17 protein-coding genes and 1 rRNA gene are annotated in these 24,251 nt (G+C 69.0%); 7 read left to right on the top strand and 11 right to left on the bottom strand.

Going from position 1 to position 24,251, the window contains the following annotated elements; genetic code table 11:
* Positions 1-233: 233 nt before the first annotated feature.
* The 3 genes from ACWDV4_RS17245 to ACWDV4_RS17235 all read right to left on the bottom strand — a co-directional run bounded on the left by ACWDV4_RS17245 (position 234) and on the right by ACWDV4_RS17235 (position 6,549).
* Positions 234-3,479, bottom strand: coding sequence for an Rne/Rng family ribonuclease (locus ACWDV4_RS17245; RefSeq protein WP_449979698.1), 3,246 nt, complete (start codon positions 3,477-3,479; stop codon positions 234-236).
* Between the two features lie 134 nt (positions 3,480-3,613).
* Positions 3,614-4,348 (bottom strand): TIGR03936 family radical SAM-associated protein, encoded by a 735-nt coding sequence (locus tag ACWDV4_RS17240; protein ID WP_449979695.1) that lies wholly within the window; start codon positions 4,346-4,348, stop codon positions 3,614-3,616.
* A 212-nt stretch (positions 4,349-4,560) separates the two neighbouring features.
* Positions 4,561-6,549, bottom strand: coding sequence for a TIGR03960 family B12-binding radical SAM protein (locus ACWDV4_RS17235; protein WP_449979693.1), 1,989 nt, complete (start codon positions 6,547-6,549; stop codon positions 4,561-4,563).
* Between the two features lie 1,116 nt (positions 6,550-7,665).
* Here ACWDV4_RS17235 and ACWDV4_RS17230 point away from each other — a divergent pair.
* From ACWDV4_RS17230 to ACWDV4_RS17220, 3 genes are all read left to right on the top strand, one after another.
* The gene (locus ACWDV4_RS17230) at positions 7,666-8,139 is read left to right on the top strand and encodes a hypothetical protein (protein WP_449979690.1); all 474 of its coding nucleotides are present in this window, start codon (positions 7,666-7,668) and stop codon (positions 8,137-8,139) included.
* A gap of 85 nt (positions 8,140-8,224) precedes the next feature.
* A complete protein-coding gene (locus tag ACWDV4_RS17225) occupies positions 8,225-9,319 on the top strand; it encodes a cryptochrome/photolyase family protein (protein ID WP_449979687.1) in 1,095 nt (364 codons plus the stop codon).
* Entirely contained in the window at positions 9,271-9,534 is a 264-nt protein-coding gene (locus ACWDV4_RS17220; protein WP_449979685.1) for a hypothetical protein, read from the top strand. The genes ACWDV4_RS17225 and ACWDV4_RS17220 overlap by 49 nt, the downstream gene beginning before the upstream one ends.
* A 4-nt stretch (positions 9,535-9,538) precedes the next feature.
* Here ACWDV4_RS17220 and ACWDV4_RS17215 read toward each other — a convergent pair whose 3' ends face one another.
* The gene (locus ACWDV4_RS17215) at positions 9,539-10,252 is read right to left on the bottom strand and encodes a lysophospholipid acyltransferase family protein (RefSeq protein WP_449979682.1); all 714 of its coding nucleotides are present in this window, start codon (positions 10,250-10,252) and stop codon (positions 9,539-9,541) included.
* A gap of 233 nt (positions 10,253-10,485) precedes the next feature.
* Positions 10,486-13,668: an isoleucine--tRNA ligase gene (ileS, locus tag ACWDV4_RS17210; protein ID WP_449979679.1), complete on the bottom strand. Its 3,183-nt coding sequence runs from the start codon at positions 13,666-13,668 to the stop codon at positions 10,486-10,488.
* 416 nt (positions 13,669-14,084) lie between these two features.
* On the opposite strand from ileS, the gene ACWDV4_RS17205 reads away from it, so the two are divergent.
* On the top strand, positions 14,085-14,528 hold the full coding sequence (locus ACWDV4_RS17205; protein WP_449979676.1) for a carboxymuconolactone decarboxylase family protein: 444 nt from the start codon (positions 14,085-14,087) through the stop codon (positions 14,526-14,528).
* Between the two features lie 158 nt (positions 14,529-14,686).
* Here the strand turns inward: ACWDV4_RS17205 and ndk are convergent, their stop codons facing one another.
* Positions 14,687-15,112, bottom strand: coding sequence for a nucleoside-diphosphate kinase (ndk, locus tag ACWDV4_RS17200; RefSeq protein ID WP_449979673.1), 426 nt, complete (start codon positions 15,110-15,112; stop codon positions 14,687-14,689).
* Positions 15,113-15,333: 221 nt separating this feature from the next.
* On the opposite strand from ndk, the gene ACWDV4_RS17195 reads away from it, so the two are divergent.
* On the top strand, positions 15,334-16,890 hold the full coding sequence (locus ACWDV4_RS17195; protein ID WP_449979671.1) for a VOC family protein: 1,557 nt from the start codon (positions 15,334-15,336) through the stop codon (positions 16,888-16,890).
* Positions 16,891-16,897: 7 nt separating this feature from the next.
* Here the strand turns inward: ACWDV4_RS17195 and ACWDV4_RS17190 are convergent, their stop codons facing one another.
* Positions 16,898-17,749, bottom strand: a complete 852-nt coding sequence (locus ACWDV4_RS17190) for a helix-turn-helix transcriptional regulator (protein ID WP_449979669.1) — start codon at positions 17,747-17,749, stop codon at positions 16,898-16,900.
* 102 nt (positions 17,750-17,851) lie between these two features.
* Here ACWDV4_RS17190 and ACWDV4_RS17185 point away from each other — a divergent pair, with 102 nt between their 5' ends.
* A complete protein-coding gene (locus tag ACWDV4_RS17185) occupies positions 17,852-18,580 on the top strand; it encodes an SDR family oxidoreductase (RefSeq protein WP_449979666.1) in 729 nt (242 codons plus the stop codon).
* 188 nt (positions 18,581-18,768) lie between these two features.
* Here the strand turns inward: ACWDV4_RS17185 and ACWDV4_RS17180 are convergent, their stop codons facing one another.
* The 3 genes from ACWDV4_RS17180 to ACWDV4_RS17170 form a co-directional block, all read right to left on the bottom strand.
* Positions 18,769-19,158, bottom strand: coding sequence for a DUF4233 domain-containing protein (locus ACWDV4_RS17180; protein WP_449980066.1), 390 nt, complete (start codon positions 19,156-19,158; stop codon positions 18,769-18,771).
* 83 nt (positions 19,159-19,241) lie between these two features.
* On the bottom strand, positions 19,242-20,513 hold the full coding sequence (locus tag ACWDV4_RS17175) for a bifunctional folylpolyglutamate synthase/dihydrofolate synthase (protein ID WP_449980063.1): 1,272 nt from the start codon (positions 20,511-20,513) through the stop codon (positions 19,242-19,244).
* A gap of 59 nt (positions 20,514-20,572) precedes the next feature.
* On the bottom strand, positions 20,573-23,209 hold the full coding sequence (locus ACWDV4_RS17170) for a valine--tRNA ligase (RefSeq protein WP_449979664.1): 2,637 nt from the start codon (positions 23,207-23,209) through the stop codon (positions 20,573-20,575).
* A 69-nt stretch (positions 23,210-23,278) separates the two neighbouring features.
* Here ACWDV4_RS17170 and ACWDV4_RS17165 point away from each other — a divergent pair, with 69 nt between their 5' ends.
* A complete protein-coding gene (locus ACWDV4_RS17165) occupies positions 23,279-23,989 on the top strand; it encodes a hypothetical protein (protein ID WP_449979661.1) in 711 nt (236 codons plus the stop codon).
* 172 nt (positions 23,990-24,161) lie between these two features.
* Here the strand turns inward: ACWDV4_RS17165 and rrf are convergent.
* Positions 24,162-24,251, bottom strand: a 5S ribosomal RNA gene (gene rrf, locus ACWDV4_RS17160); the annotation flags it as partial.

Genomic DNA, 24,251 nt, shown 5'->3' with positions numbered 1-24,251 from the left:
ACTCCCTGTCGTTGAGGCTGCTTTCGGGTAACGTGCTGTTCGCGCGGCGGCTCGCCACGAATGCGGCGGCGGGCACGCGAGAACTTGGCGCACAAAAGTGCACCATAGGCCAGCGTACGGCATGCCCCGCCCGCAGCCCAAACCACCCCTCCCCCTCCCCGCCTGGAGGTTAGGAAGGGCCCCTTCTTATGCAAAAAGCGATAAGAAGGGGCCCTTCCTAACCACAGTCGGAATTAGGGGCGGGTACGGCGACGGGCACCACTCCGCCGCGCGCGACGCCGACCGCCACCCGGCTCGGTGTCATCCGGGTCACCGTTCTCGTCCAGCGCGTCGGGATCATCCGCCCCGGCCAGCCGAGCCGCCGGAGCGGGTGCCGCTGAGGCATTCCCGGACTCCACCGCCGAAGAGGCGTCGTCCGTTCCCGTCGACGAGGCGGCTCCGGGCCCCGCCGGTGCGGCGTCGTCAGACTCCGCCGCCGGGGTCTCGTACCGCGACAGGTCGTAGCCCATGGTGTCCTCGTAGTCCGACACCTCGGCAACCGTCCGCTGCGGCTGCACCGTGGTCCGCTCCGACTCCACGACGGTCCGTTCAGGTTCGGCGATGGTCCGTTCCGTCGTGGCACTCTTGCGCCCACGGCGCCGGGAACTGCCGGTGGTCGTCTCCGCCACGGCCGGAGTCGCAGCCGCCGACGACGAGGCCGAGGCGACCGCCTTGACCTTCTCTCCGGCCCCGGCCGCCCGGGCCTTCTCCGGCACCGGCTCGGTGTGGATGATCAGACCACGGCCCTTGCAGCACTCGCAGGTCTCGCTGAACGCCTCCAGCAGGCCCGCGCCGATCCGCTTCCGGGTCATCTGGACCAACCCCAGCGAGGTGATCTCGGTGACCTGGTGCTTGGTACGGTCCCGCCCGAGGCACTCGGTGAGTCGACGCAGCACCAGCTCCCGGTTCGACTCCAACACCATGTCGATGAAGTCGATCACCACGATGCCGCCGAGGTCCCGCAGCCGGAGCTGCCGAACGATCTCCTCGGCCGCCTCCAGGTTGTTGCGGGTGACGGTCTCCTCGAGGTTGCCACCGGCCCCGGTGTACTTACCGGTGTTGACGTCGACGACGGTCATCGCCTCGGTGCGGTCGATGACCAGGTGCCCACCGGAGGGCAGGAAGACCTTACGGTCCAGCCCCTTGAGGATCTGCTCGTCAATGCGCCGCTCAGCGAAGACGTCGGCGGTGCCGACGTGCCGGTGCAGCCGGGCCACCAGATCGGGCGAGACGTGCGTCAGGTACGACTCGACCATGTCGTACGCCCCGTCGCCCTGCACCACGAGTTCGCGGAAGTCTTCGTTGAACAGGTCCCGGACCACCCGGATGAGCAGGTCCGGCTCTTCGTAGAGCAGCACCGGCGCGCCGCCCTCGGTGGCCTTGGCCTGGATGTCCTCCCACTGGGCCTGCAACCGCTTGACGTCGCGGGCCAGTTCGTCCTCGCTGGCCCCCTCGGCGGCGGTCCGGACGATCACGCCCGCCCCCTCCGGCACCAGCTTCTTGAGGATGTCCCGTAGACGCTTGCGCTCGGTGTCCGGCAGCTTCCGGCTGATGCCGGAGGCGTTGCCGTGCGGCACGTAGACCAGGTGCCGACCGGAGAGCGCGATGTGGCTGGTCAGCCGAGCGCCCTTGTGCCCGATCGGGTCCTTCGTCACCTGTACGAGCACCGAGTCACCGGAGCGCAGGGCGTGCTCGATCGAGCGGGCTCGCCCTTCCAGTCCGGTGGTGTCCCAGTTGACCTCACCCGCGTAGAGGACGGCGTTCCGTCCGCGTCCCACGTCGACGAAGGCCGCCTCCATGCTGGGCAGGACGTTCTGCACCTTGCCCAGGTAGACGTTGCCGGCCATGGCCCCGGCCGACGCCCGGCTCACGTAGTGCTCGACGAGCACTCCGTCCTCCAGGACGGCGATCTGGGTACGGTCGTTGCGCTGGCGGACGACCATGACCCGGTCGACCGCCTCCCGGCGGGCAAGGAACTCTGACTCGCTCAGGATCGGCGGGCGGGTACGACGCTGCTCGCGTCCGTCCCGGCGACGCTGCCGCTTGGCCTCCAACCGGGTCGAGCCGGAGACTCCCTGTACCTCGTCGGTACGGCGCGGTTCCCGGATCTTGACCACGGTGGGTACGCCGTCGTCGGCGGCGCTCTCGACGTCACCGGCACCCTTACGACGGCGGCGGCGACGACGCCGGGTCAGCCCTTCGCCGCCCTCGTCCTCCTCGCCCTCTCCCTCGTCTTCCTCGGCCTCACCTTCGGCCTCACCCTCAGCCTCGGCGTGTGCCGGCTCCTCGACACCTTCGTCCTCGGTCTCGTCCGCCGGCCCCTTGCCCCGGCCTCGACCTCGGCGGCCCCGCCGCCGACGCCGCCGGCCGGCAGCCTCGTCCTCGTCCTCCTCGTCGAGGTCGACGGGCTCCTCCTGGACCTCGATGTCTTCCTCTTCGGGCTCGACCGGTACCTCCGGCTCGGTACGGCGGCCCCGCCGCCGACGCCGAGCCGTCTCGGTCGGTTCCGCCACCTCCGGCTCGCCTGCCTCGGCGGGTGCCACTACGGGCTCGACCACCGGGACGGCAGCACGCTGCGGACGGGCCGGCGGCACCTCCGGCTCAGGTGCCATGAACAGCACGGTCGGTGCGGAGAGCGCAGCCCGACGACGACGGGTACGGGTAACCTCCTCGGCCGGTTGGTCGGCCTCCGGAGCCGGTTCACCGCCGGCGGGCACCACCCGGGCCGGGGCGGTCTCCGCCGGCGTGGTCACCGACGGCTGCCCCGAGATCTCGACCGCGCCACCCGGTGCGGCCGGTTCCGCCGTGGCGGGGATGTCCGCCCCGCCCGGCGTCTCGACCGGCGGCGGAACCGCCTTCACTGCCTTCTTACGACGGGTACGGGTCGCTTTGGTCGGCGCTACCCCCGTCTCCGCGGATCCAGCAGCTGCCTCCGCAGCTCCAGTTGCCTCGGCGGACGGGCCGGCCGAGGCCCCAGACGAGCCAGTCGGTGCCTCAGGTGAACCAGCTGCCGCCTCCGACGAGCCAGCCGGCGTGTCGGACGGACCAGCTTCCGTCGCTCCGGTAGTGGCGGCGGACTCGGTTTCGGTCGGCGAGGCAGCTTCCGCGCTGGTCGCCCCGGTTTGGGACGAAGCCCCTCCCTCTTCCTTCCGGTCGGCAGTGGTGGCCTTGCGACGGCGGCGGGTGGTTTTCGGAGCCGCCGTGGTGTCACCGGCCACCGGTGCGATCACCTCGGCTTCCGGCGCCTCGCCGCTGGTAGTCCGGGCGACGGTCGGCGCCTCTACCGGGGCCCCGGTCGGCGCTGGTTCGGAAGCCGTGGGCGAGGTACGGCGGCGGGTGGCGCGGGTCCGCCGGGCGGGTGTGGCATCGGCATTCTCGGCAGTGTCGGCGGCCGGCTGCGAACCGGTCCGCTCACCGCCCTCTGGCTCGTTTTCGAGCATTGGACGATCTCCAGTTCTGGCTTCCCCGGGCGCGGGTGAGCGCTGCCACGCAGGGTTACCGCAAGGTGTTTCCGGCAGCGTGCAGGGTGCACGAACCGCCGAAGTCTGACTAGCTGAGCGCTGGCCGAAACTGGCTAGCGTTCACCGATGGTCGCCCCATCGCGATCCGCCTCCAACGGATCAACGATTTCCCCCTGCGCGGTCAACGTGCCCTGTGCCAGGCGGGTCGCCCTTGGCGGTGCCGGCGGCGCCAGGTCAGCCACCACGCGGAGGCCGGAAAGGACGTCATCGGGTCGAACGGACGGGGTGACCTGCCGCACGACTAGGTCGAGTATCGCACACGGTATGCCTGTGACCCCGGAAGGTGCCTCGGACGGATCAACCACAGCTATCCGGTCGACCGCACCGCGCGCGTCGAACGTCCGTCGGCCCTGTTTGGTCATCCGTTCGACCAGCACCTCAGATGCGGCCTGGAACGCCGTCACGGCCTGCCGGAGGACATCGGGGTCGACACCGAGCAACTCGATCCGCCAGTGGGACGCCTCGATCCGGTCGGCCAGGCTGCCGCCTCGCGCTTCGACCGCATCCAGCACGTCCAGGCCGGGCGAGAGCGCGGCGTCGAGCGCGGTCCGCAGCGCCGCCGGATCCACCGGCTCACGCAGGCCGATTTCGAGATACTCCGCCTCGCTGGCCACCCCGGTGGGGGCCGCGCTGGCGTACGAAATTTTGGGATGGGGGGTGAACCCCTGGGAAAACGCTATGGGTACGCCGGCACGGCGCAGCGCGCGCTCGAAGGCCCGGGCGAAGTCCCGGTGCGAGGTGAAGCGAAGCGGGCCGCGCTTGGCGTACCTGATCCGGATTCGCTGCACGACCGGCGCCTGGCCGCCCTCCGGCTGTGGTTTCCTACTGATCGTCGTGCTCCTCGGAAGTCGGTTGACCGGATCATCCTCCCGCAACCGGTCAGCTTCCCGTCAACCGGCCGGCCGATTATGCATCGGCCGGTCGGACGAATAGGCACCAACCGGATGTCGGACAGCCGGTCTGGTACGCCCCAACCGGTGGTCGAGGCGTACCGGCTAGGTCAGTTACCGGTGCCGGCCGGCAGCCGCAGGCCCTGGTTGACCGGGGTCAACGGCAGCAGCTTCTGCCCGGTGGGCCCGATCTGGATCTCGGTGTCCATCGCGGGGCAGACTCCGCAGTCGAAGCACGGCGTCCAGCGGCAGTCGTCCTGCTCGTATTCCGACAGTGCGTCCTGCCAGTCCTGCCACAACCAGTCCTTGTCCAGCCCGGAGTCGAGGTGGTCCCAGGGCAGGACCTCCAGCTCGTCGCGCCGGCGGGTGGTGTACCAGTCCAGGTCGACCCCGAAGGTGGGCAGTACCTCGGCGGCAGCGTCCACCCAACGCTGGTAGGAGAAGTGCTCGCTCCACCCGTCGAACCGGCCGCCGTTCTCCCAGACCTTGCGGATCACCGCGCCGACGCGCCGGTCGCCCCGGGAGAGCAGCCCTTCGATCAGCGACGGCTCACCGTCGTGGTAGCGGTAGCCGATCGCCCGCCCCAGGGACCGGTCGGCGTTGATCGCCTGCTTGAGCAGTTTCAGCCGGCCGTCGATGACCTCCGGCCGCTCCATCGGTGCCCACTGGAACGGGGTGTGCGGCTTCGGCACGAAGCCACCGATCGACACCGTGCACCGGATGTCCTTGGAGCCGGTGGCCGCGCGGCCGGCCTTGATGACCTCGTGCGCCATGTCGGCGATCTCGAGGACATCCTCGTCGGTCTCGGTGGGCAGGCCGCACATGAAGTAGAGCTTCACCTGCCGCCAGCCGTTGGTGTAGGCGGTCACGACGGTGCGGATCAGGTCTTCCTTCGACACCATCTTGTTGATGACCTTGCGGATCCGCTCCGAACCGCCCTCGGGGGCGAAGGTCAGACCGGTCCGTCGACCGTTGCGGGACAACTCCTGGGCCAGGTCGATGTTGAACGCGTCGACCCGGGTCGACGGCAGCGACAGCGAGACGTTGGTGCCCTCGTACTGCTGGGCCAGCCCGGAGCACATGTCGCCGATCTCCGAGTGGTCCGCCGACGACAGCGACAGCAGCCCCACCTCGTGGAAGCCGGAGAACTCCAGCCCCTGCTGCACCATCTGCCCCACGGTGGTGATCGACCGCTCCCGTACCGGACGGGTGATCATGCCAGCCTGACAGAATCGGCAGCCCCGGGTGCAGCCCCGGAAGATCTCCACGGCGTACCGCTCGTGCACCGTCTCGGCGAGCGGGACCAGGGGCTTCTTCGGGTACGGCCAGGCGTCCAGATCCATCGTGGTGCGCTTGTGTACCCGAAACGGCACATCCGCCCGGTTCGGCACGACCCGCTGGATCCGCCCGTCGGGCAGGTAGTCCACGTCGTAGAACCGCGGTACGTAGACGCTCTCCGTACGGGCCAGTCGCAGCAGCAACTCGTCCCGACCACCGGGCGAGCCCTCGAGCTTCCACTCCCGGACGATCCCGGTGATCTCAAGTACGGCTTCCTCGCCGTCACCGAGCACCGCTGCGTCGACGAAGTCGGCGATCGGCTCGGGGTTGAACGCGGCGTGTCCACCGGCCACGATCACCGGGTCGATGTCGGTCCGGTCGGCGGCCAGCAGTGGAATGCCGGCCAGGTCGATCGCGGTGAGCAGGTTGGTGTAGCCAAGTTCGGTGGAGAACGAGATGCCGAAGACGTCGAAGGCGCGGACCGGTCGGTGCGCGTCAACGGTGAACTGTGGCACGCCGTGGGTGCGCATCAGCTTCTCCAGGTCCGGCCAGACCGCGTAGGTCCGCTCGGCGAGCACGTCGGGCTGCTCGTTGAGCACCTCGTAGAGGATTTGCACACCCTGGTTGGGTAGGCCCACCTCGTACGCGTCGGGATACATCAGCGCCCAACGCACGGTCGCCGCATCCCAGTCCTTCGTCACCGCACCCAGCTCGCCGCCCACGTACTGGATGGGCTTGCTCACCTGCGGCAGCAGCGACTCAAGCTGAGGCCAGACGGAGTTCGTCACCGGCTTGCCCGGCGTGGTCGACGCGACGTTCATGATGCCCAAGGGTACGCGGACCGACGCCGGTTGCCGGCAGGCACCGTACGCTTGCCGTTCGGTACCGAGAGATGCTCGCGTGGCGGTACTAACCTCGTACGGGCGCGAGAGGAGATTGCCGCGATGCCGGAGCCGCAGCCGGAGAACGACCAACCGGCCGCCCAGACCCCGGGGCATTCCACGCCACGGCCCAACACTTCGGATGAATCGGTCATGCCGACCGTTTCCCGAATCGACCCGACCGTCGTTGACGGTCTGAGCCCATCCGACGGGCCAACCACGCCTGCCGGGCCAAGCGCGTCCGACCGGCCGACCGCCTCTGATGGGCCGACCGCCTCTGATGGGCCGACCGCCTCTGATGGGCCGACCGAGTCTGATGGGCCGGCCGAGTCTGATCGGCCGACCACCATTGACGGTCCGCGTGAGCCCGACGAGCCGGCGATCGCTTCCGACCCGCCGGCCACCACGGCTGAGGTCGTGGTGTCCCGCTGGACCGGCTCGGCGCAGGTCCCACCACCTCAGGCCGGCAAGCGTCGGGGGCGGTCCGCCTTCGGCTCGGACAACGTGGTCCCGCCGCCACCTAATCCGACGTTGGCGCTGCCGCTCGATGAGCACGCGACCGAAACCGCCGTACCGGTGGATCCCTGGGCGGACTCCGCCGCCGACCTGTGGGCCGGCCATCCTGAGGTGTACCCGCCGGCCGAGCCGCTACCACCAACCCGGCCGTTACCTGCCGGGCCTCCGCCTGTCTCACGACCACACGCGGCACCGCCTGCGCCACCACCACACGCGGCACCACCTACCTCACGACCGCCTGTACCACCACCACCACCACACGCGGCACCACCTACCTCACGACCGCACGTGGCACTGCCACCGACCCGATCATTTCCGGCGGTACCCCCATCACCCCCGCCAACCGCGCCAGCGCCGCCCCGACAATCGAACCGCGGCCGCCGCGGCGGTTACAGCGCCCCGCCACCCGCCAGTCCTCCGGCGGCCCCACCGAGTTGGCCCACGCCACCCAAACCCCGGCGACGCCGCCGCCGCTGGCCCTGGGTGATGCTGCTGATGATTGCCTGCTGTTGTGGCTGCCCCGCCTATTTCGGCAAACCCATGTGGGACCAATATCCAGCATCGGCCACGCTACCGACGGAGCTGACCGGGCTGAAGCTGCGGGACGATGCCACCAGTAAGCAGACCGTGCAGCAGCTCAAGACGGACATGCGAACGACGAACTGGCTCGCCGAGGGCACCTTTGCCGGCGTCTACACGGACTCTCGGGGCAAGACAGTGACGGTCTTCGGGGTCACCGGATTCCGGTTCAGTCCCGACAAGGATCTCGACACCGAGTTCACCCGGCTGACCAGCCAGTACGGGCTCACCAACATCCGCACGTACGACACCGGCATCCGGGGCGAGCACCAGCGCTGCGGCACCGGTCGGGCGGACGGGACAGCCGTTGTGGCCTGCACCTGGGCCGACCACGGCAGTATCGGTACGGCGCTGTTCACCAAACTGTCCCTGGACGACAGCGCAGAACGGCTGCCCGACCTACGCGACAGCATCATCTCCCGAAGCTGGAATTGAACCGTTCCAAAAATGTGACCGCAAACACACGCTCTGTGGTCAGAAGGGACGCAACGGCCGTCACTGCACGGGGCACAATCTGCTGATGCTGCGGCGTTGGATCTTCGCTGACCAACTCGGCCCGCACTTCCTCGATGCCCCGCACCAACCGGTGCTGTTGGTGGAGTCGAAGGCGGTCTTCCGCCGTCGCCCCTTCCATCGACAACGCGCCCACCTGCTCCTCTCCGCCCTGCGTCATCGTGCGGCCGAACTGCCCGACCAAGCGATACACCTACGGGCCGAGACCTTTCGAGAGGCGCTCCGCCAGTTCGACGATCCGGTCGACGTCTGCCACCCGACCTCGCGGCGAGCCCGGGACCTGGTCCGAAACCTGGACAGCGTCACCATGCTGGCACCGCGTGGCTTCGTCACCAGCCCTGCCGACTTCGCCGGCTGGGCGGACGAGCGGCGTGGAACGCTACGGATCGAGGACTTCTACCAACACGCCCGCCAGCAACATGGCGTGCTGACCGACGACACCGAACCGGTGGGCGGCCGGAGATGGAACCTCGACGTCCGCAATCGACAACAGCCGCCGAGAAACCCGGCACGGCTCGACATACCGTCGCCACCGATCCCGCAGGAGGACGAGATCGACGCCGAGGTCCGCCGCGACCTCGACACGTGGGCGGCGGAAGGCATCCAGTTCGTCGGGCATGACGGCCCCCGGCTGTTCCCGGCCACCCGCGCCGAGGCGCTCGTCCGGCTACGCCACTTCATCCGGTACCGACTACCGATGTTCGGGCCGTACGAGGACGCCATGCTCTCGACCGACCCGTTCATGGCGCACAGCGCCCTCTCCTCCTCGTTCAATTTGGGGCTACTCGACCCGATGGAGGCGATCCGCGAGGCCGAGCAGGCCTATCGCGACGGCTTCGCCCCGCTCTCCAGTGTGGAGGGGTTCATCCGTCAACTGCTCGGCTGGCGAGACTTCGTCTGGAATCTCTACTGGTACTTCAACGCCGGTCACCGCGCCGGCAACCATCCGCTCGGCCGCTCCGTACCCGAGTGGTTCACCGACCTCGACGCCGATGCGGTGCGGGCCCGCTGCCTCATCTTGCCGGCACCAGCCAGTACGCCGATCCCGGCAAGATGGCCACCAAGCCGTACGCGGCCGACGGGGAGTACATCAAGCGGATGAGTGACTACTGCGCGAGCTGCCGCTACGACCCGAAACTCGGGCTCGGCGGCGACGCGTGCCCCTACACCGCCGGGTACTGGATGTTCGTGGATCGAGACCAGGCGCGACTGCACGGAAACGTCCGGATGCTCCGTTCGGTACGGCAGCTCGAACGGCGTGCCGACGTGTCGGCGATGGCCGCCCAGGAGAAGGAGCGTGGCTCCCGCGCCCCCTGACCGGTCAGCCGACCTCGGGGCCCGGTTCGGTCGGCGTCGCACCAGGGGCTGACTCGCCCTTGCGCGGGGCGTACCGGGGAACATATTCCTGCCCGGTCAACCGCTGGATCTCCGCCATGATCTCGTCGGTGATCTGACGCAGGGAGGTGCGGTCGTCGGGACGGTCGGTGAAGTCGAGCGGCTTACCGAAACGCACCGTGACCGGCCCGGTAAAGGGCCGGGGCAGCACTTGTCCGATCGGCTGGACCTTCTCGGTGCCGAGCACCCCCACCGGGATCACCGGAACGCCGGCGGCCAGTGCCAACCGGGCAACGCCGGTACGCCCCCGGTAGAGCCGCCCGTCCGGGGATCGGGTGCCCTCGGGGTAGAGGGCGACGAGATCGCCCGCCTTCAGCACCGGGATCGCCCCATCGAACGCCGCCAGGGCGGCCCGTCCGCCACGCCGCTCCACCGGGATCGCGCCCAGCCCGGTGAGGACCGACTTGCTCACCCAGCCCTTCAGCCCTTTACCGACGAAGTATTCCGCCTTGGCCCAGAACGCGAGGTGACGCGGGACGGCGGCACCCAGAAAGAGTTCGTCGGCGACGGAGAGGTGGTTACCGGCGAAGATGGCGCCGCCGGTCTGGGGCACATTCTCCAGCCCTTCCACTTTCGGACGCCAACCCAGCCGCATCGCGTTACCGACAGTGAGCTTGCCGATGGTGTAGAGCAGCGGCACGCGGCCTCCCCTGGTAAGCGCCGGCCCGCCGGTCGCGACGGCCCTCGCCGTCGCAACGATGTTAGGACAGCATCCTGTAGACCCGGGCATCGCCAGTGGCGTCTCCCGGTTTCGCAGTTAGGAAGGGCCCCTTGTTATCGCATTTTGCCTTGCAAGGGGCCCTTCCTAACCGGCTAGACGCGGCGCACCGCGACGGTACCCACCTAGACGCGGCGCACCGCGACGGTACCCACCTAGACGCGGCGCACCGCGACCGTCACGGACTGGCCCTCGCCAGCCTCGCCGGTGAACCCGTCGACCGCGTCAGCGAAGGTCACCGAGTCGGCGAGCACCTCCCGGGCCAGGAAGTCCCGGTACGTCTGCACGGCTGCCAGCACCTCCGGCGAGGCGGCGAGCGTCACCTCGATCCGGTCCGACACGTCCAGGTCGGCGTCCCGGCGGGCCTGCTGCACCACCCGTACGACGTCCCGGGCCAGCCCCTCGGCCGCCAGCTCGGCGGTGACCGTGGTGTCCAGCACCACCACCCCCTCGCCACCCGGCAATGGAGCCGACTGCTCCGCGTCGGCGGCGACCAGGCGCAGCTCGTACTCGCCTTCGGCCAGCCGTACGCCGGCCGCGACCGGCGCGCCGTCGACGAGTGACCAGTCCCCCGCCTTCACAGCCTTGATCACCGACTGCACCTGTTTGCCGACCCGGGGGCCGAGCGCCCGGGGCACCACGGTGAGCACCTGCTGGCAGTGGCTGCCCAGGTCGGTGGTGAAGTCCACCGCCTTGACGTTGACCTCGTCGGCGATCAGGTCGCCGAAGGGGGCCAGGGTGTCCGCTGCCGGGCTGGCCACGGTCAGCGTGGACAGCGGCAGCCGTACCCGCAGCCCCTTCGCCTTGCGTAGCGACAGCGCGGCCGAGCACACGTCTCGGGTGGCGTCCATCGCGGCCACCAGGTCGCGGTCGGCCGGGAACTCGTCGGCCGACGGCCAGTCGGTCAGGTGTACCGACCGCTCCCCGGTCAGCCCGCGCCAGATCTCCTCCACGGTCAGCGGCGCCAGCGGGGCCACCACCCGGCAGACGGTCTCCAGCACGGTGTAAAGCGTGTCGAAGGCGTCCCGGTCGCCGGTCCAGAACCGATCCCGGGACCGGCGCACGTACCAGTTGGTCAACGCGTCGAGGAACGCTCGCACGGTGGTGCAGGCGCCCGAGATGTCGTACGCGTCGAGCTGGGCCTGCACCGTGGTGACCAGTTCACCGGTCTTGGCCAGGACGTACCGGTCGAGCAGGTGGCTGGAGTCGGTACGCCGGGACGCGGAGTAGCCTTCCGCGTTGGCGTAGAGCGAGAAGAAGTACCAGACGTTCCACAGCGGCAGCAGCACCTGGCGTACCGAGTCGCGGATCACCGTCTCGCTGACCACCACGTCACCGCCGCGCAGCACCGGTGAACTCATCAGCGTCCAGCGCATCGCGTCCGAGCCGTACTTGTCGAACATCTCGTAGACGTCCGGATAGTTGCGCAGGCTCTTGGACATCTTGCGCCCGTCCGAGCCGAGCACGATGCCGTGCGCCATCGCGTTGCGGAACGCCGGCCGGTCGAACAGCGCGGTGGCCAGCACGTGCATCGTGTAGAACCAGCCCCGCACCTGCGGCAGGTACTCGACGATGAAGTCCCCCGGGTAGTGGTGCTCGAACCACTCCCGATTTTCGAACGGGTAGTGCACCTGGGCGAACGGCATCGAACCGGACTCGAACCAGCAGTCCAGCACCTCCGGCACCCGGCGCATGGTCGAGCGCCCGGTCGGGTCGTCCGGGTTGGGCCGGGTCAGCTCGTCGATCACCGGCCGGTGCAGGTCGGTCACCCGTACGCCGAAGTCGCGCTCCAGCTCCGCCAGCGAGCCGTACACGTCGACCCGGGGATAGTTGGGGTCGTCGGACTTCCACACCGGGATCGGCGAGCCCCAGAACCGGTTCCGGCTGATCGACCAGTCCCGGGCGTTGGCCAGCCACTTGCCGAACGAACCGTCCCGGATGTGCGCCGGGGTCCAGTTGATCTGCTGGTTCAGCTCGACCATCCGGTCGCGGAAGTTCGTCACTGCCACGAACCAGGAGGAGACCGCCTTGTAGACCAGCGGGGTGTCGCACCGCCAGCAGTGCGGGTACGAGTGGGTGTAGGTGTCCTGCCGCAGCACCACCCCCCGGTCCTTCAGCTCCCGGATGATCGGCTTGTTGACGTCGAAGACCTGCTCGCCGACGTACGGCGGGACGAGCGCGGTGAACCGGGTGTGGTCGTCGACGGTGACGATGGTGGGGATGCCGGCGGCGTTGCAGACGTTCTGGTCGTCCTCACCGAAGGCCGGGGCGAGGTGCACGACCCCGGTGCCGTCCTCGGTGGTGACGAAGTCCGCCCCGAGCACCTGGTAGGCGCATTCCCCGGCCTGCTCGACCAGGAAGTCGTAGAGCGGCGTGTAGCGGCGGCCCACCAGGTCCCGGCCGGAGACCGTGCCGACCTGCTGGTAGCCCTCCAGCTCCTTGGCGTACGCCCCGAGCCGCGCCGCGCCGACGACGTACCTTTCGCCGCTCGGCTCGCTGTCGGACGAGCTGTCGGACGAGGCCGTGCGCTCCAGCACCGCGTACTCGATGTCCGGGCCGACGGCGAGCGCGAGGTTGGACGGCAGGGTCCACGGCGTGGTGGTCCAGACGCCGACCTTGAGCGGCCCGCGCAGCAGCTCCGGGGCGTTCTCGTCGGCGGCCAGCTCGAACCAGACGGTCAGCGTCGGGTCGTGCCGGTCCCGGTAGACGTCGTCCATCCGGGTCTCGGTGTTGGACAGCGGCGTCTCACACCGCCAGCAGTACGCCAGCACCCGGAAGCCCTCGTAGACCAGGTCCTTGGCGTGCAGCGTCTTGAACGCCCACATGACGCTTTCCATGTAGTCCAGGTCGAGCGTCTTGTAGTCGTTGCTGAAGTCGACCCAGCGGGCCTGCCGGGTGACGTACCGCTCCCAGTCCTGGGTGTAGGTCAGCACCGAGGTGCGACACGCGTCGTTGAACCGGTCGACGCCGAGGTCGAGGATCTCGGCCTTGGTGGTGATGCCGAGCTGCTTCTCGGCCTCCACCTCGGCGGGCAGACCGTGGCAGTCCCAGCCGAACCGCCGCTCGACCCGCCGGCCCCGCATCGTCTGGTAGCGCGGAATCACGTCCTTGGCGTAGCCGGTGAGCAGGTGCCCGTAGTGCGGCAGCCCGTTGGCGAACGGCGGACCGTCGTAGAAGACGAATTCGTTGTTGCCGTCCGGGCCGGCGTCCCGACTTTCGACACTCGCCTCGAAGGTCTTGTCCGCAGTCCAGTGGTCGAGCACTCGATTTTCGACCCCGGGCAGGTCAGGACTGGCCGGCACGCCCGTGCCGTCGGGGACGTTCTTGGGGTACGCCATCGCTGGTCGCTCTCCTCGTGCAGCTCACTGTCCGTGGTCTGCGAGGACGAGCCACACGGTACGCCGACCGGCGTGCCGCGAGCCCGCGGTACCACCCCGCTTGACGGTCGAGATCGACCGCCCGCTCGTTGGCCGGCTGTGACGGGCCGGACCCGTCCGGTTCTACTCGGGCCGGCTGACCACCGCGCGCGGTGGATCCGTCCTTTTCTTCCGGAGGCTCACCGGTGATGGCCGGGTCATCGCCTTTTCGATGTTCCAGCGTACTCGACGCCCCGGCGACCCCGCCGCCGAGTAATCACCCAACCGTTGACGGGCTCGCTCCGAGCCGGACATGACCGGGATCACAGTGGCCTCCGGTCACGAATCCGGCCGACATCCCGTCCTCCCGAGGTAGTCAACGGGCAGAGGAGAGGCTCATGGAGCAGCGAATCGACATGGCAGCGGTGGCGCCGGCGGGGTTCCAGGCGGTACTCGGGTTGGAGAAGTACGTCCGCGCGAACGTTGAGCACACCGTCCTGGAGCTGGTGAAGCTCCGGGCGTCGATGATCAATGGGTGTGCCTACTGCGTCGACATGCACAGCCGGGACGCCCTGGGGGCGGGCGAGTCGAGTCGACGGCTGTTCGCGGTCGCCGCCTGGCGGGAGGCCCCCTTCTTCGACGAGCGGGAACGCGCCGCGCTGGCGCTCACCGATGCGGTGACCCGGCTGGGTGAGCACGGCGTGCCCGACGAGGTGTGGGAGCAGGCCACCAAGGTGTGGTCGGAGAAGGAGGTAGCCGACCTCGTTCTCGCCATCGCCACCATCAACGTGTGGAACCGAGTCGCCGTGACCTCGCGAACCCAGCCGCCGGTCACGGTCTGACCACTGCCGGGTCTCTCGGCAGCGGTACGGGGGTGAGCTGGCCGGCTGGTCGTCATGGACCGGCCGGCCAGTTCGTCAGATCGACGCAGCTCAACTCAGCTCGACTCGGCTCGACTCGGCTCGGCTCGGCTCGTCAGCTGAGCCCAGTTCGGGGAAGGTCAGCCCAGCTCGGGAAACCAGAGGGCGATCTCGCGCTTGGCGCTGTCGACCGAGTCCGAGGCGTGCACCAGGTTCTCGCGGTTGGACATGGAGAGATCCCCCCGGATCGTGCCGGCGGCGGCCCGACGCCCGTCGGTGGCACCGATCAGGCCGCGTACCACCTCGATCACCTGGTCACCGGAGAGCACCAGCGCAACCAGCGGGCCGCCGGTCATGAAGGTCTTCAGCGGCGGGTAGAAGTCCTTGTCGACGTGCTCGGCGTAGTGCTGGTCGGCCAGCTCGGCGTCCATGCCCCGCAGCACCATGGCCTCGACGTTCAGGCCTTTACGCTCGAACCGGCCGAGAATCTCGCCGACCAGGCCACGCCGGACCGCGTCTGGCTTGATCAATACGAGCGTACGCTCGTCCGAGCTGCTGGTGGACACGCTGATTCCTCCTGGTGGGGTGGGGGGTACGGCTTGGACGATGTCAGCCTATCGACCCGAACTGACCTCGGGTGCGGCGGTCGCGATCATCCCCGATCACCCTGGCTGAGATCCTCGCGATCACCGCCCGGTTACGACGGCGCGCCCACTATTCGTACCGTTCTTACTTCCCATCGGCTGCGGGCCGGGCCTAGCCTTGGCAGTAACCAGGGAGGTCCACTGTGGCGAATGGCAGAAGCCGACCGATCGCACCCGTACGCAAGCTCATCGCTGCGGTACTGGGCACCGTCGCCACCTTCGTGACCCTCTTCGGCCTCGGCATGACCAGCTGGTCCATCGTCGCCCTCGGGGTCGCCCTGCTGGTCCTGGCTGTCGCCCTGGTCGTGGTACGCACCGGCGGCCGGGCCTGGGTCACCGGCATCGCCCATGTGCACAGCGCCTCCGAGCCACCCACGGCATACTCCTTCGGCCGATGCGAGCTGCAGATCGTCATCGACGCCCCGGGACTGCCACCCCGATCCAAAAAGATCATCGAGCCCCGGGTGCCGATCGCCAAGTGGCCCGTCGCGGGGCAGACGCTACCCATCAAGATCGCCATCGACGACCATCGGCACCTTCGTATCCTCTGGGACGACGTGCCCACCCACACCGAAGCCGCTGCTGCCAACGAGTTGCCACCCGAGTTCGACGACCTGGAACCACTGGCCGACGACGTTCTGCTCGAAGAGGACGCGCCGCCATGGGCACGCCCCCGGCCGGACGACGGCTACCCGAGCAGCCCGCCGCCCAGGGGCCCAATGCCCGTCGACCTCACCGACGACCTGGGGGGTGGGCTACGGGAGCGGGAAGACCCGGTGGTCGTACGTCAGACCGCCGGCGGCACGATCGTGCTGGAGGGCACCCTGGTCGAGACCCCCACCCCGCCTCCCCTGCCGCGTCGCCCACGGACGAGTCCCGACCTCGACGAGCCGGGCCCGACACCGGCCTCCCGGCAGGAAGTCGACGAGGTCCGGCTCGACGAAGTCCAGCCCGACACCCGACGCGATGAAGTCGAGCCCGACGATGTCCAGGCCGATGACGTCCAGCCCGACAGCACCCGGCGCGACGCAGTCGAGCCCGACGATGTCCAGGCCGATGATGTCCAGGACGACAGCACCCGACGGCATGACGTCCAGGCCGAACCGGGTTCGGCGACCGATTCTGGTAGCTCCCGGGACTCCGAACTCCACGACGACGACCTGGCCGACCTTGTCGACCTCGTCTCGGCCTACGACACCGATCCCACACCGGAATCCGACCGGCCCGACCCGGCCGACGACGAGGATGTGATCCTCGCCGACCTGATCGGTCCCACCTCGGGAGCGGCGGCGGGCGCAGCCGGCCCGTTCCAGGGGGTCGGCATCACCCTGCTGGTCACCGACCTCGACCGATCAGTCCGGTTCTACCGCGACATGCTCGGCTTCTTCGAAATCGACGGGGGCGAGGGCAACGCCGTACTGGCCTCCAACTCCACCCGCCTGGTGCTCCGAGCCATCCCGGAAGCCGCCCCGATCAACCGCCGACTCGTCCACCTCAACCTGGAGGTGGACGACCTCGAGGCGGTCTACGAGAACCTCAAGGACAAGGGCGTCCGGTTCACCTACGCGCCTCGGGCGGTGAACCGGGGAGCCAAGCTGGAGTTGTGGGCCGCCGCGTTCCGTGACCCAGACGGGCACGGCATCGCCCTGACCCAATGGCGGGACCGTCCGGTCGGCCAACCGGGACCAGCACAGGTCTAACCACTGCTCAGGTGGTCTGGTCGGCCATCCACTGGGTGCCCACCACACCGAGCAACGCCAGGGCCTCCGCCGAGGGGCTACCCGGCACAGCGCTGTAGATAATCAGCCGCTGCCCGTGTCCGGCGATGTCCAACACCTCGCACTCCAGGGTCAACTCACCCACCATCGGGTGACGGACCTGCTTCGTGGTCGAGCCCCGCCGTACGCACACCCGCAACTGTTCCCAGCGGCGCACGAACTCCGGGCTCGCCGAGCGCAGCCGGGCGATCAGCTGATGGATGCCCGGGTCCTCCGGGTACAGCGCCGCAGCCGCCCGCAGTTCGGCCACGCACTCGTCGGCGAACGCGGAGGACTGTGGTTCGCTCAGGGCCAAATCGGAGTGCTCGCCGGTGAACAAGTTCCACACGATGTTGCGCCGGTCGGTCGGCCACGCGGACGGGTCTCCCAGCAGGGCGGCGGCCATCCGGTTCCAGGCCAGGATCTCGTACTTCATGTCGATGACATAGGCGGGCGTGTCGTCGAGCCGGTCGAGCAGGTGTAGCACGCCAGCGGGCACGTCGGGGCTCGGGCCGCTCGGCGGGGCGGGAACCTCACCGACCAGGTGGTACAGGTGGGCACGTTCCGCGTCGTACAGCCGCAACGCCCGGGCCAACGCGGACAGCACCTGACGGGACGGCCGCGGACCGCGCGCCTGCTCCAGCCGGGCGTAGTAGTCCACCGAGATGCCGGCGAGCCGGGCCACCTCCTCACGACGCAGGCCGGGGGTACGACGCCGGGTTCCGGCGGCCAGTCCCACATCGCCGGGCTGCACGCTGGCCCGCCGACTGCGCAGGAACTCGGCTAGTTGGGGGCGGTTCATGCCGTCCATTCTCGGTGGTTCGCCGATGCTCAACCAGGGACCGCCAATCCGTGGTTGAGCCGGTCTCTCCTCACTGGGTCGAACGCGCCGCAGGCTGGGCGCATGAACGAACCGAAGATCGCCCTCGTGACGGGGGCCAACAAGGGAATCGGCCACGAGATTGCGCGTGGGCTGGGCGCGACCGGTGTCACCGTGTTGGTTGGCGCACGCGACGTGGAACGCGGCACAGTTGCCGCTGAGAAGCTGGCCGCCGAGGGAATCACCGCCGTGCCGCTGCAACTGGACGTGACCGATCCGGTGTCGGTCTCGGCCGCCGCCGCCCGCATCGAACGGGAATACGGCCGGCTGGACATCCTGGTCAACAACGCCGGCATCCTGCTCGAAGGCGGTCAGAAGCCCAGCCAGGTGCCGGTGGAGCTGCTGGAACGGACCTACGCCACCAATGTCTTCGCCGTGGTGGCGGTGACCAACGCGCTCCTGCCGCTGATCCGCCGATCGGCGGCCGGGCGCATCGTCAACCTCTCCAGCGGCCTGGGTTCCCTCGCCATCACCAGCGACCCGCAGGGCCCGTACGCGCTGTTCCCACTGCTTGCGTACAACTCGTCCAAGAGCGCGGTCAACGCGGTCACCGTCTCGTACGCCAACGAACTGCGGGACACGCCGATCAAGGTGAACGCGGCCGACCCCGGATACTGCGCGACCGATCTGAACGGGCACGCCGGACCGCGTACCCCGGCTCAGGGGGCGATCGCCGCGATCCGGCTCGCCACCCTGCCTGACGACGGCCCGACGGCTGGTTTCTTCAGTGAGGAGGGCGCCGAACCCTGGTGACCCTCACCTGTACAGGCAGTCTGTGACTTTCACCTGTCCAGACAGTAAGGCCGCCGGACGAATCCTCCCGTCCGGCGGCCTTCGCCCGTGGGGCCCGTGACCTTCGCCTTAGGGCCGGCGACTCCCACCTGGTCCCGCCTTGGGGCGGCGACTCTCGCCTGGTGCCGCCTTGAGCCCGCGGCTCTCGCCTAGGCCAGGATGACCCGCCGGACATGCAGCGCGTAGACCCAGGCCAGGCCGAACATGAACCCCAGCACACCCAACGACCAGTGCAGGAACCCGGAAAGCATCAGCAGGCCCTGCAGTACGGTCGCGACGTGCCAGGCCCAGGGCCGACGCATCATCCCGGCAAGCACCACCGCCGCCACCGCCAGGGCGACGATCACAGCAACCGCCATGCCGCTCAGGTCCCCGCCGACCAGCCGGATCGGCTGGATGGCCAGCAGTAGGACGAGCGCCTCCAAACCCAGGGTGGCGGCACCCAGGCTCCGCGCCGCCCCGACCGGATTCTTCAGCCCCGACCGGCGGCCGCCAACCCCGGAGGAATCGCCCGACGAATCCTCCGACGCGTTCTCCAGTACGGCCTGCGGGTCGTCCGACGCGTTCCCCGGCACGGCCTGTGGGTCGTCTGGTGCGGACTGCGATCCGGTCACTTCGGTGCTCACTTCTTCAACAACCGTCGGGCGTCGGCGACGGTCACCACCGAACCGGTGACCAGCACCCCCACCCCGCTCAATTCGCCCTGGACGTCGGTTTCCGCGAGCCCGACGGCGACTTCGATCGCGTCGGGCAGTTCCGGTGCCACCTCGACCCGGTCCGGCCCGAACACCTCCCCGGCCAGCCTGGCCAGCTCTTCGGCCGGCATCGCCCGTGGCGAGGTGTTACGGGTGACCACGATCGCGTCGACCACCGGTTCCAACAGTTCCAGCAGGCTCTCGGCGTCCTTGTCGGCCAGCACACCGACCACGGCGACGAGGCGGCTGAAGGCGAACTCCTCCTGCAATGCGGTGACGGTGGCGGCCATCCCGTGCGGGTTGTGCGCGCCATCGAGCAGGATCGTCGGCGCGCTGCGGACCCGCTCCAACCGCCCGGGGGAACTCGCCGCCGCGAAGCCCTCCCGGACCGTGTCGACAACGATCTGCCGGTTGGCCCCGGCACCGAGGAACGCCTCCACGGCGGCCAGTGCCACCGCCGCGTTCTGCGCCTGGTGCGCCCCGTGCAGCGGGATGAAGACGTCCTCGTACACCCCGCCCAGGCCCTGCAGGGTGAGCACCTGACCGCCGACGGCGACCGCCCGGCGCAGTACGCCGAACTCGCTGCCCTCCCGGGCCACGGTGGCCCCCACCTCCACGCAGCGTTCCAGGATCGGCCGGGCGGCCTCCTCCTCCTGCGCGGCCAGTACGACGGTGGCACCGGGGTGGATGATGCCGGCCTTGGCCAGCGCGATGTCCTCGACGGTGTCGCCGAGCCACTCGGTGTGGTCGAGCCCGATCGGGGTGAGTACGCATACCCCGGCGCTGAGCACGTTGGTGGCGTCCTCCGCCCCGCCCAGCCCCACCTCGACGACGGAGACGTCGACCGGGGCATCGGCGAAGGTCGCGAACGCCAACGCCGTGGTCATCTCGAAGTACGTCAACGGCTCGCCGGACTTCTGGTCGACCAGTGCGGCCAGCGGGGCGACCTCGCGATACGTCGCGACGAACCGCTCCTCGCTGACCGGCTCACCGTCGAGGCTGATCCGCTCCCGTACCGTCTCCAGATGCGGGCTGGTGTAGCGGCCGGTGTGCAGCCCGAACGCCCGCAACAGTGAGTCGATCATGCGAGCGGTCGAGGTCTTGCCGTTGGTGCCGGTCAGGTGGATCGATGGGTAGGCCCGTTGTGGGCTGCCGAGCAGGTCGAGCAGTTGCTCGATCCGGCCCAGGTCAAAGACCATCCGGGTGAAACCCCGCTCGGACAGCTCCGCGTCGATCCTGGCGAATTCCGCGCGATCGGTCACGACGACAGTGCCTCCAATGCGGTGGTGATCCGGGCGATGTCCGCTTCAGCAGCGGCCAGCCGGTCCTTGATCTTGTTGACCACCGGTTCGGGGGCTTTGCCCACGAATGCCGGGTTGTCAAGCTTCGCCCGGGCCTGGGTCACCTCCTTCTCGGCAGCCGTCAGGTCCTTGGTCAGTCGGGCCCGCTCGGCCGCGATGTCGATGGACCCCCGGGTGTCCAGGGCCACGGTCACCCCACCGGGCACCGCCAGCGTGGCGCTGGCCTGGAACTCCGTCCCAGCCTCGTCGAGCCGAACCAGGGACCGGATCAACGACTCGTGCGCGGCGATGCCGGCAACGGTCAACCCATCCAGTCGGGCCGCCACCCGCTGGGCGGGCCGCAGCCCCTGGTCGGACCGGAACCGGCGGATCTCGGTAACCACCCGCTGAAGCGCGACCACCTCCGCCTCGGCTGGGTCGTCGACCAGCGCCGGCTCGGTCACCGGCCACGCCGCGACCATCACCGTCGAGTCGTTGTCCGTGGCCGAACCCGAGGTCAGGGCGGTCCACAGCTCGTCGGTGACGAACGGGACGATCGGGTGCAGCAGGCGGAGCAACTGGTCCAGCACATGCCCCAGCACCCGCTGGGTGACTGCCGCCGGCTCACCCCCACCAGCGAGTACGGGCTTGGACAACTCCACGTACCAGTCACACACGTCGTCCCAGGCGAAGTGGAAGAGCACGTCGCAGACCTTGGCGAACTCGTACGCCTCGAACTGCTCGTCCACCTCGGCGATCACGTGCTGTAGCCGGGACAGGATCCACCGGTCCACGGTCGACAGCTGGCTCGGCTCGGGCAGCGGGCCCTCGACGTGGGCACCGTTCATCAACGCGAACCGGGTGGCGTTCCACAGCTTGTTGCAGAAGTTCCGGGAGCCCTGGACCCAGTCCTCGCTCACCGGCACGTCGGCACCGGGGTTGGCACCCCGGGCCAGGGTGAATCGGGTCGCGTCAGCACCGAACCGGTCGATCCAGTCCAGCGGGTCCACCACGTTGCCCCGTGACTTGGACATCTTCTTGCCGAACTGGTCCCGGACCAGGCCGTGCAGCACGATCGTGTCGAACGGTGCCTGGCCGTCCATCGCGTACAGCCCGAACATCATCATCCGGGCGACCCAGAAGAAGAGGATGTCGTAGCCGGTCACCAGCACGTTGGTCGGATAGAACTTGGCCAGGTCGGGAGTCCGCTCCGGCCAGCCCAGCGTGGAGAACGGCCACAGCCCACTGGAGAACCAGGTGTCCAGCACGTCCGGGTCCTGGTGCCAGCCCGGTCCGGTGGGCGGCTGCTCGTCCGGCCCGACGCAGACCGTCTCGCCGTCCGGGCCGTACCAAACCGGGATCCGGTGACCCCACCAGAGCTGGCGCGAGATGCACCAGTCGTGCATGTTGTCGACCCAGGCGAAGTAGCGCTTGGTCATGTCCTCCGGCTCGACGCGCACCCGGCCGTCCCGGACCGCGTCGCCGGCTGCCTTGGCCAGCGGGCCGGTGTTGACGAACCACTGCAACGACAGCCGGGGCTCCACCGTCGTACGGCACCGGGAGCAGTGCCCCACCGCGTGCACGTACGGCCGCTTCTCCGCCACGATCCGACCCTGCTCGCGCAGCGCGGCGACGATCGCCGGCCGGGCCTCGTAGCGGTCCAGGCCCTCGAACGGTCCGGGCGCGGTGATGACGCCCCGCTCGTCCATGATCGTCAGGGACGGGAGGCTGTGCCGCTGCCCGATCTCGAAGTCGTTGGGGTCGTGCGCCGGGGTCACCTTCACCATGCCGGTGCCGAACGACGGGTCGACATGCTGGTCACCGACGATCGGAATCCGTCGGCCAGTCAGCGGCAGCTCGACCTCGGTGCCGATCAGGTGCCGGTAACGCTCATCGTCCGGGTGCACCGCCACCGCGGTGTCGCCGAGCATCGTCTCGGCCCGGGTGGTGGCCACCACCACGTCGTCGCTGTAGCGGATCGAGATCAGCTCACCGTCGTCGTCGGTGTGCTCGACCTCGATGTCCGACAGCGCGGTCAGGCAGCGCGGGCACCAGTTGATGATGCGCTCCGCACGGTAGATCAGGCCGTCGTCATACAACTTCTTGAAGATCGTCTGTACGGCGTGGGACAGGCCCTCGTCCATGGTGAAGCGCTCGCGGTCCCAGTCCACCGAGTCACCGAGCCGGCGCATCTGGCCCAGGATCCTGCCGCCGGACTCCGCCTTCCACTGCCAGACCCGCTCGACGAACTTCTCCCGTCCGAGGTCGTGGCGGGAGAGCCCCTGTGCCGCGAGCTGACGCTCCACGACGTTCTGGGTGGCGATGCCGGCGTGGTCCATGCCCGGCTGCCACAGCGCCTCAAAGCCCTGCATCCGCTTACGCCGGATCAACGCGTCCTGGACGGTGTGGTCGAGCGCGTGCCCCATGTGCAGGGAGCCGGTCACGTTTGGCGGGGGAATGACAATGGTGTACGGCGGCTTGTTGCTGTCGGCCGACGCTCGGAAGTGACCGGCGGCTACCCACTGCTCGTACCGTCGCAGCTCTACCTCGCCCGGCTGGTACTGGGCGGACAGGGTCGGGGGCACGTTGTGGTGGTTATCCAGTCTCTCGGTCACCCGTAAAGTCTACGGAGCGCATTCCAGGAGCCGGCGCGCACCACCACTGCTTGCCGTACGGTGACGGCTATGTCCGACGCGTACACCCCTGGGGGCCGTCCGGCCACCGATCCGCTACCGGTGGATGTCTCCCACGAGCCGGCCGACCCGGCCACCGAGCCCGACGAGTTGGTGGCCTGGCGGGAGCCCGACGACGATGACCGCCCACCGGTCCGTGGCGCTTCGCGCCGCCGTCGGATCCTGCTCGGGTCGGCGTTGCTGGTGAGCCTGGTCGCGGCTGGCGGGCTGGGCGCTGTCGGTTGGCGCGTGGCTGACCAGAAGGACGCTCAACTGGAAGCACCGGCACAGGTCGCCGGACTGGTCCGGGACGACAGTGAGCGGGCTCGAACCACTGCCGACTACCTCCGTAGCGGCTTCGTTGCCGACATCGAGGTGGACCGGAGCATCGGGGCGGTCTATTCCGATCCCGCCGATGCACAACGTACGGTGCTGCTCTTCGGCGGTACGACCTTGTTGCTGCGTCCGGAGCACGACCTGGACACGCTCTTCGAGTTGTTGTCAGACGAGGGTGGTGCCGTTACCGGGATCCGTGAGGTGCCTGCCGGGAAGCTGGGCGGCACCATGAAATGCGGTACGACCAGCGCCGAGGACGGTGATCTGACCGTCTGCGGGTGGGCTGACCACGGCAGTGTGGCTCTGGCGATGTTCTCGGGTCGGGACGTCACCGAGTCCGCCGGCCTGTTGCGAAAGATCCGGGAAACCATTCAGACCCGCGACTAGCCCTTATCCACGCGCGCTCGTTCTCGCGTTGATCAAGAGGTTTAGGTCAAGTTTCCTTGGCAAGGTTGACCCGAATCTCTTGATCAACGCCGAATCATTGCGAAGGTGACAGTTGTGGTCGGGGGAAACAGTTGTAGGCCACCCGAAATCGGGTGGCCTACAACTAGAAGAAGTCCGGCGGTGTCCTACTCTCCCACACCCTCCCGAGTGCAGTACCATCGGCGCTGGAGGGCTTAGCTTCCGGGTTCGGAATGTAACCGGG

Source organism: Micromonospora sp. NPDC003197 (genome assembly GCF_053590565.1).
This window is presented reverse-complemented; position numbering and strand designations above follow the sequence as displayed.

What these genes read in the sequence shown, in the direction of transcription:
- ACWDV4_RS17245 (WP_449979698.1), bottom strand. Translation starts at nt 3,479, where the DNA reads ATGCTCGAAAACGAGCCAGAGGGCGGTGAGCGGACCGGTTCGCAGCCG.
- ACWDV4_RS17235 (WP_449979693.1), bottom strand. Translation starts at nt 6,549, where the DNA reads ATGAACGTCGCGTCGACCACGCCGGGCAAGCCGGTGACGAACTCCGTC.
- ACWDV4_RS17230 (WP_449979690.1), top strand. Translation starts at nt 7,666, where the DNA reads ATGTGGGACCAATATCCAGCATCGGCCACGCTACCGACGGAGCTGACC.
- ACWDV4_RS17225 (WP_449979687.1), top strand. Translation starts at nt 8,225, where the DNA reads ATGCTGCGGCGTTGGATCTTCGCTGACCAACTCGGCCCGCACTTCCTC.
- ACWDV4_RS17220 (WP_449979685.1), top strand. Translation starts at nt 9,271, where the DNA reads ATGGCCACCAAGCCGTACGCGGCCGACGGGGAGTACATCAAGCGGATG.
- ileS (WP_449979679.1), bottom strand. Translation starts at nt 13,668, where the DNA reads ATGGCGTACCCCAAGAACGTCCCCGACGGCACGGGCGTGCCGGCCAGT.
- ACWDV4_RS17205 (WP_449979676.1), top strand. Translation starts at nt 14,085, where the DNA reads ATGGAGCAGCGAATCGACATGGCAGCGGTGGCGCCGGCGGGGTTCCAG.
- ACWDV4_RS17190 (WP_449979669.1), bottom strand. Translation starts at nt 17,749, where the DNA reads ATGAACCGCCCCCAACTAGCCGAGTTCCTGCGCAGTCGGCGGGCCAGC.
- ACWDV4_RS17185 (WP_449979666.1), top strand. Translation starts at nt 17,852, where the DNA reads ATGAACGAACCGAAGATCGCCCTCGTGACGGGGGCCAACAAGGGAATC.
- ACWDV4_RS17175 (WP_449980063.1), bottom strand. Translation starts at nt 20,513, where the DNA reads ATGGTCTTTGACCTGGGCCGGATCGAGCAACTGCTCGACCTGCTCGGC.
- ACWDV4_RS17165 (WP_449979661.1), top strand. Translation starts at nt 23,279, where the DNA reads ATGTCCGACGCGTACACCCCTGGGGGCCGTCCGGCCACCGATCCGCTA.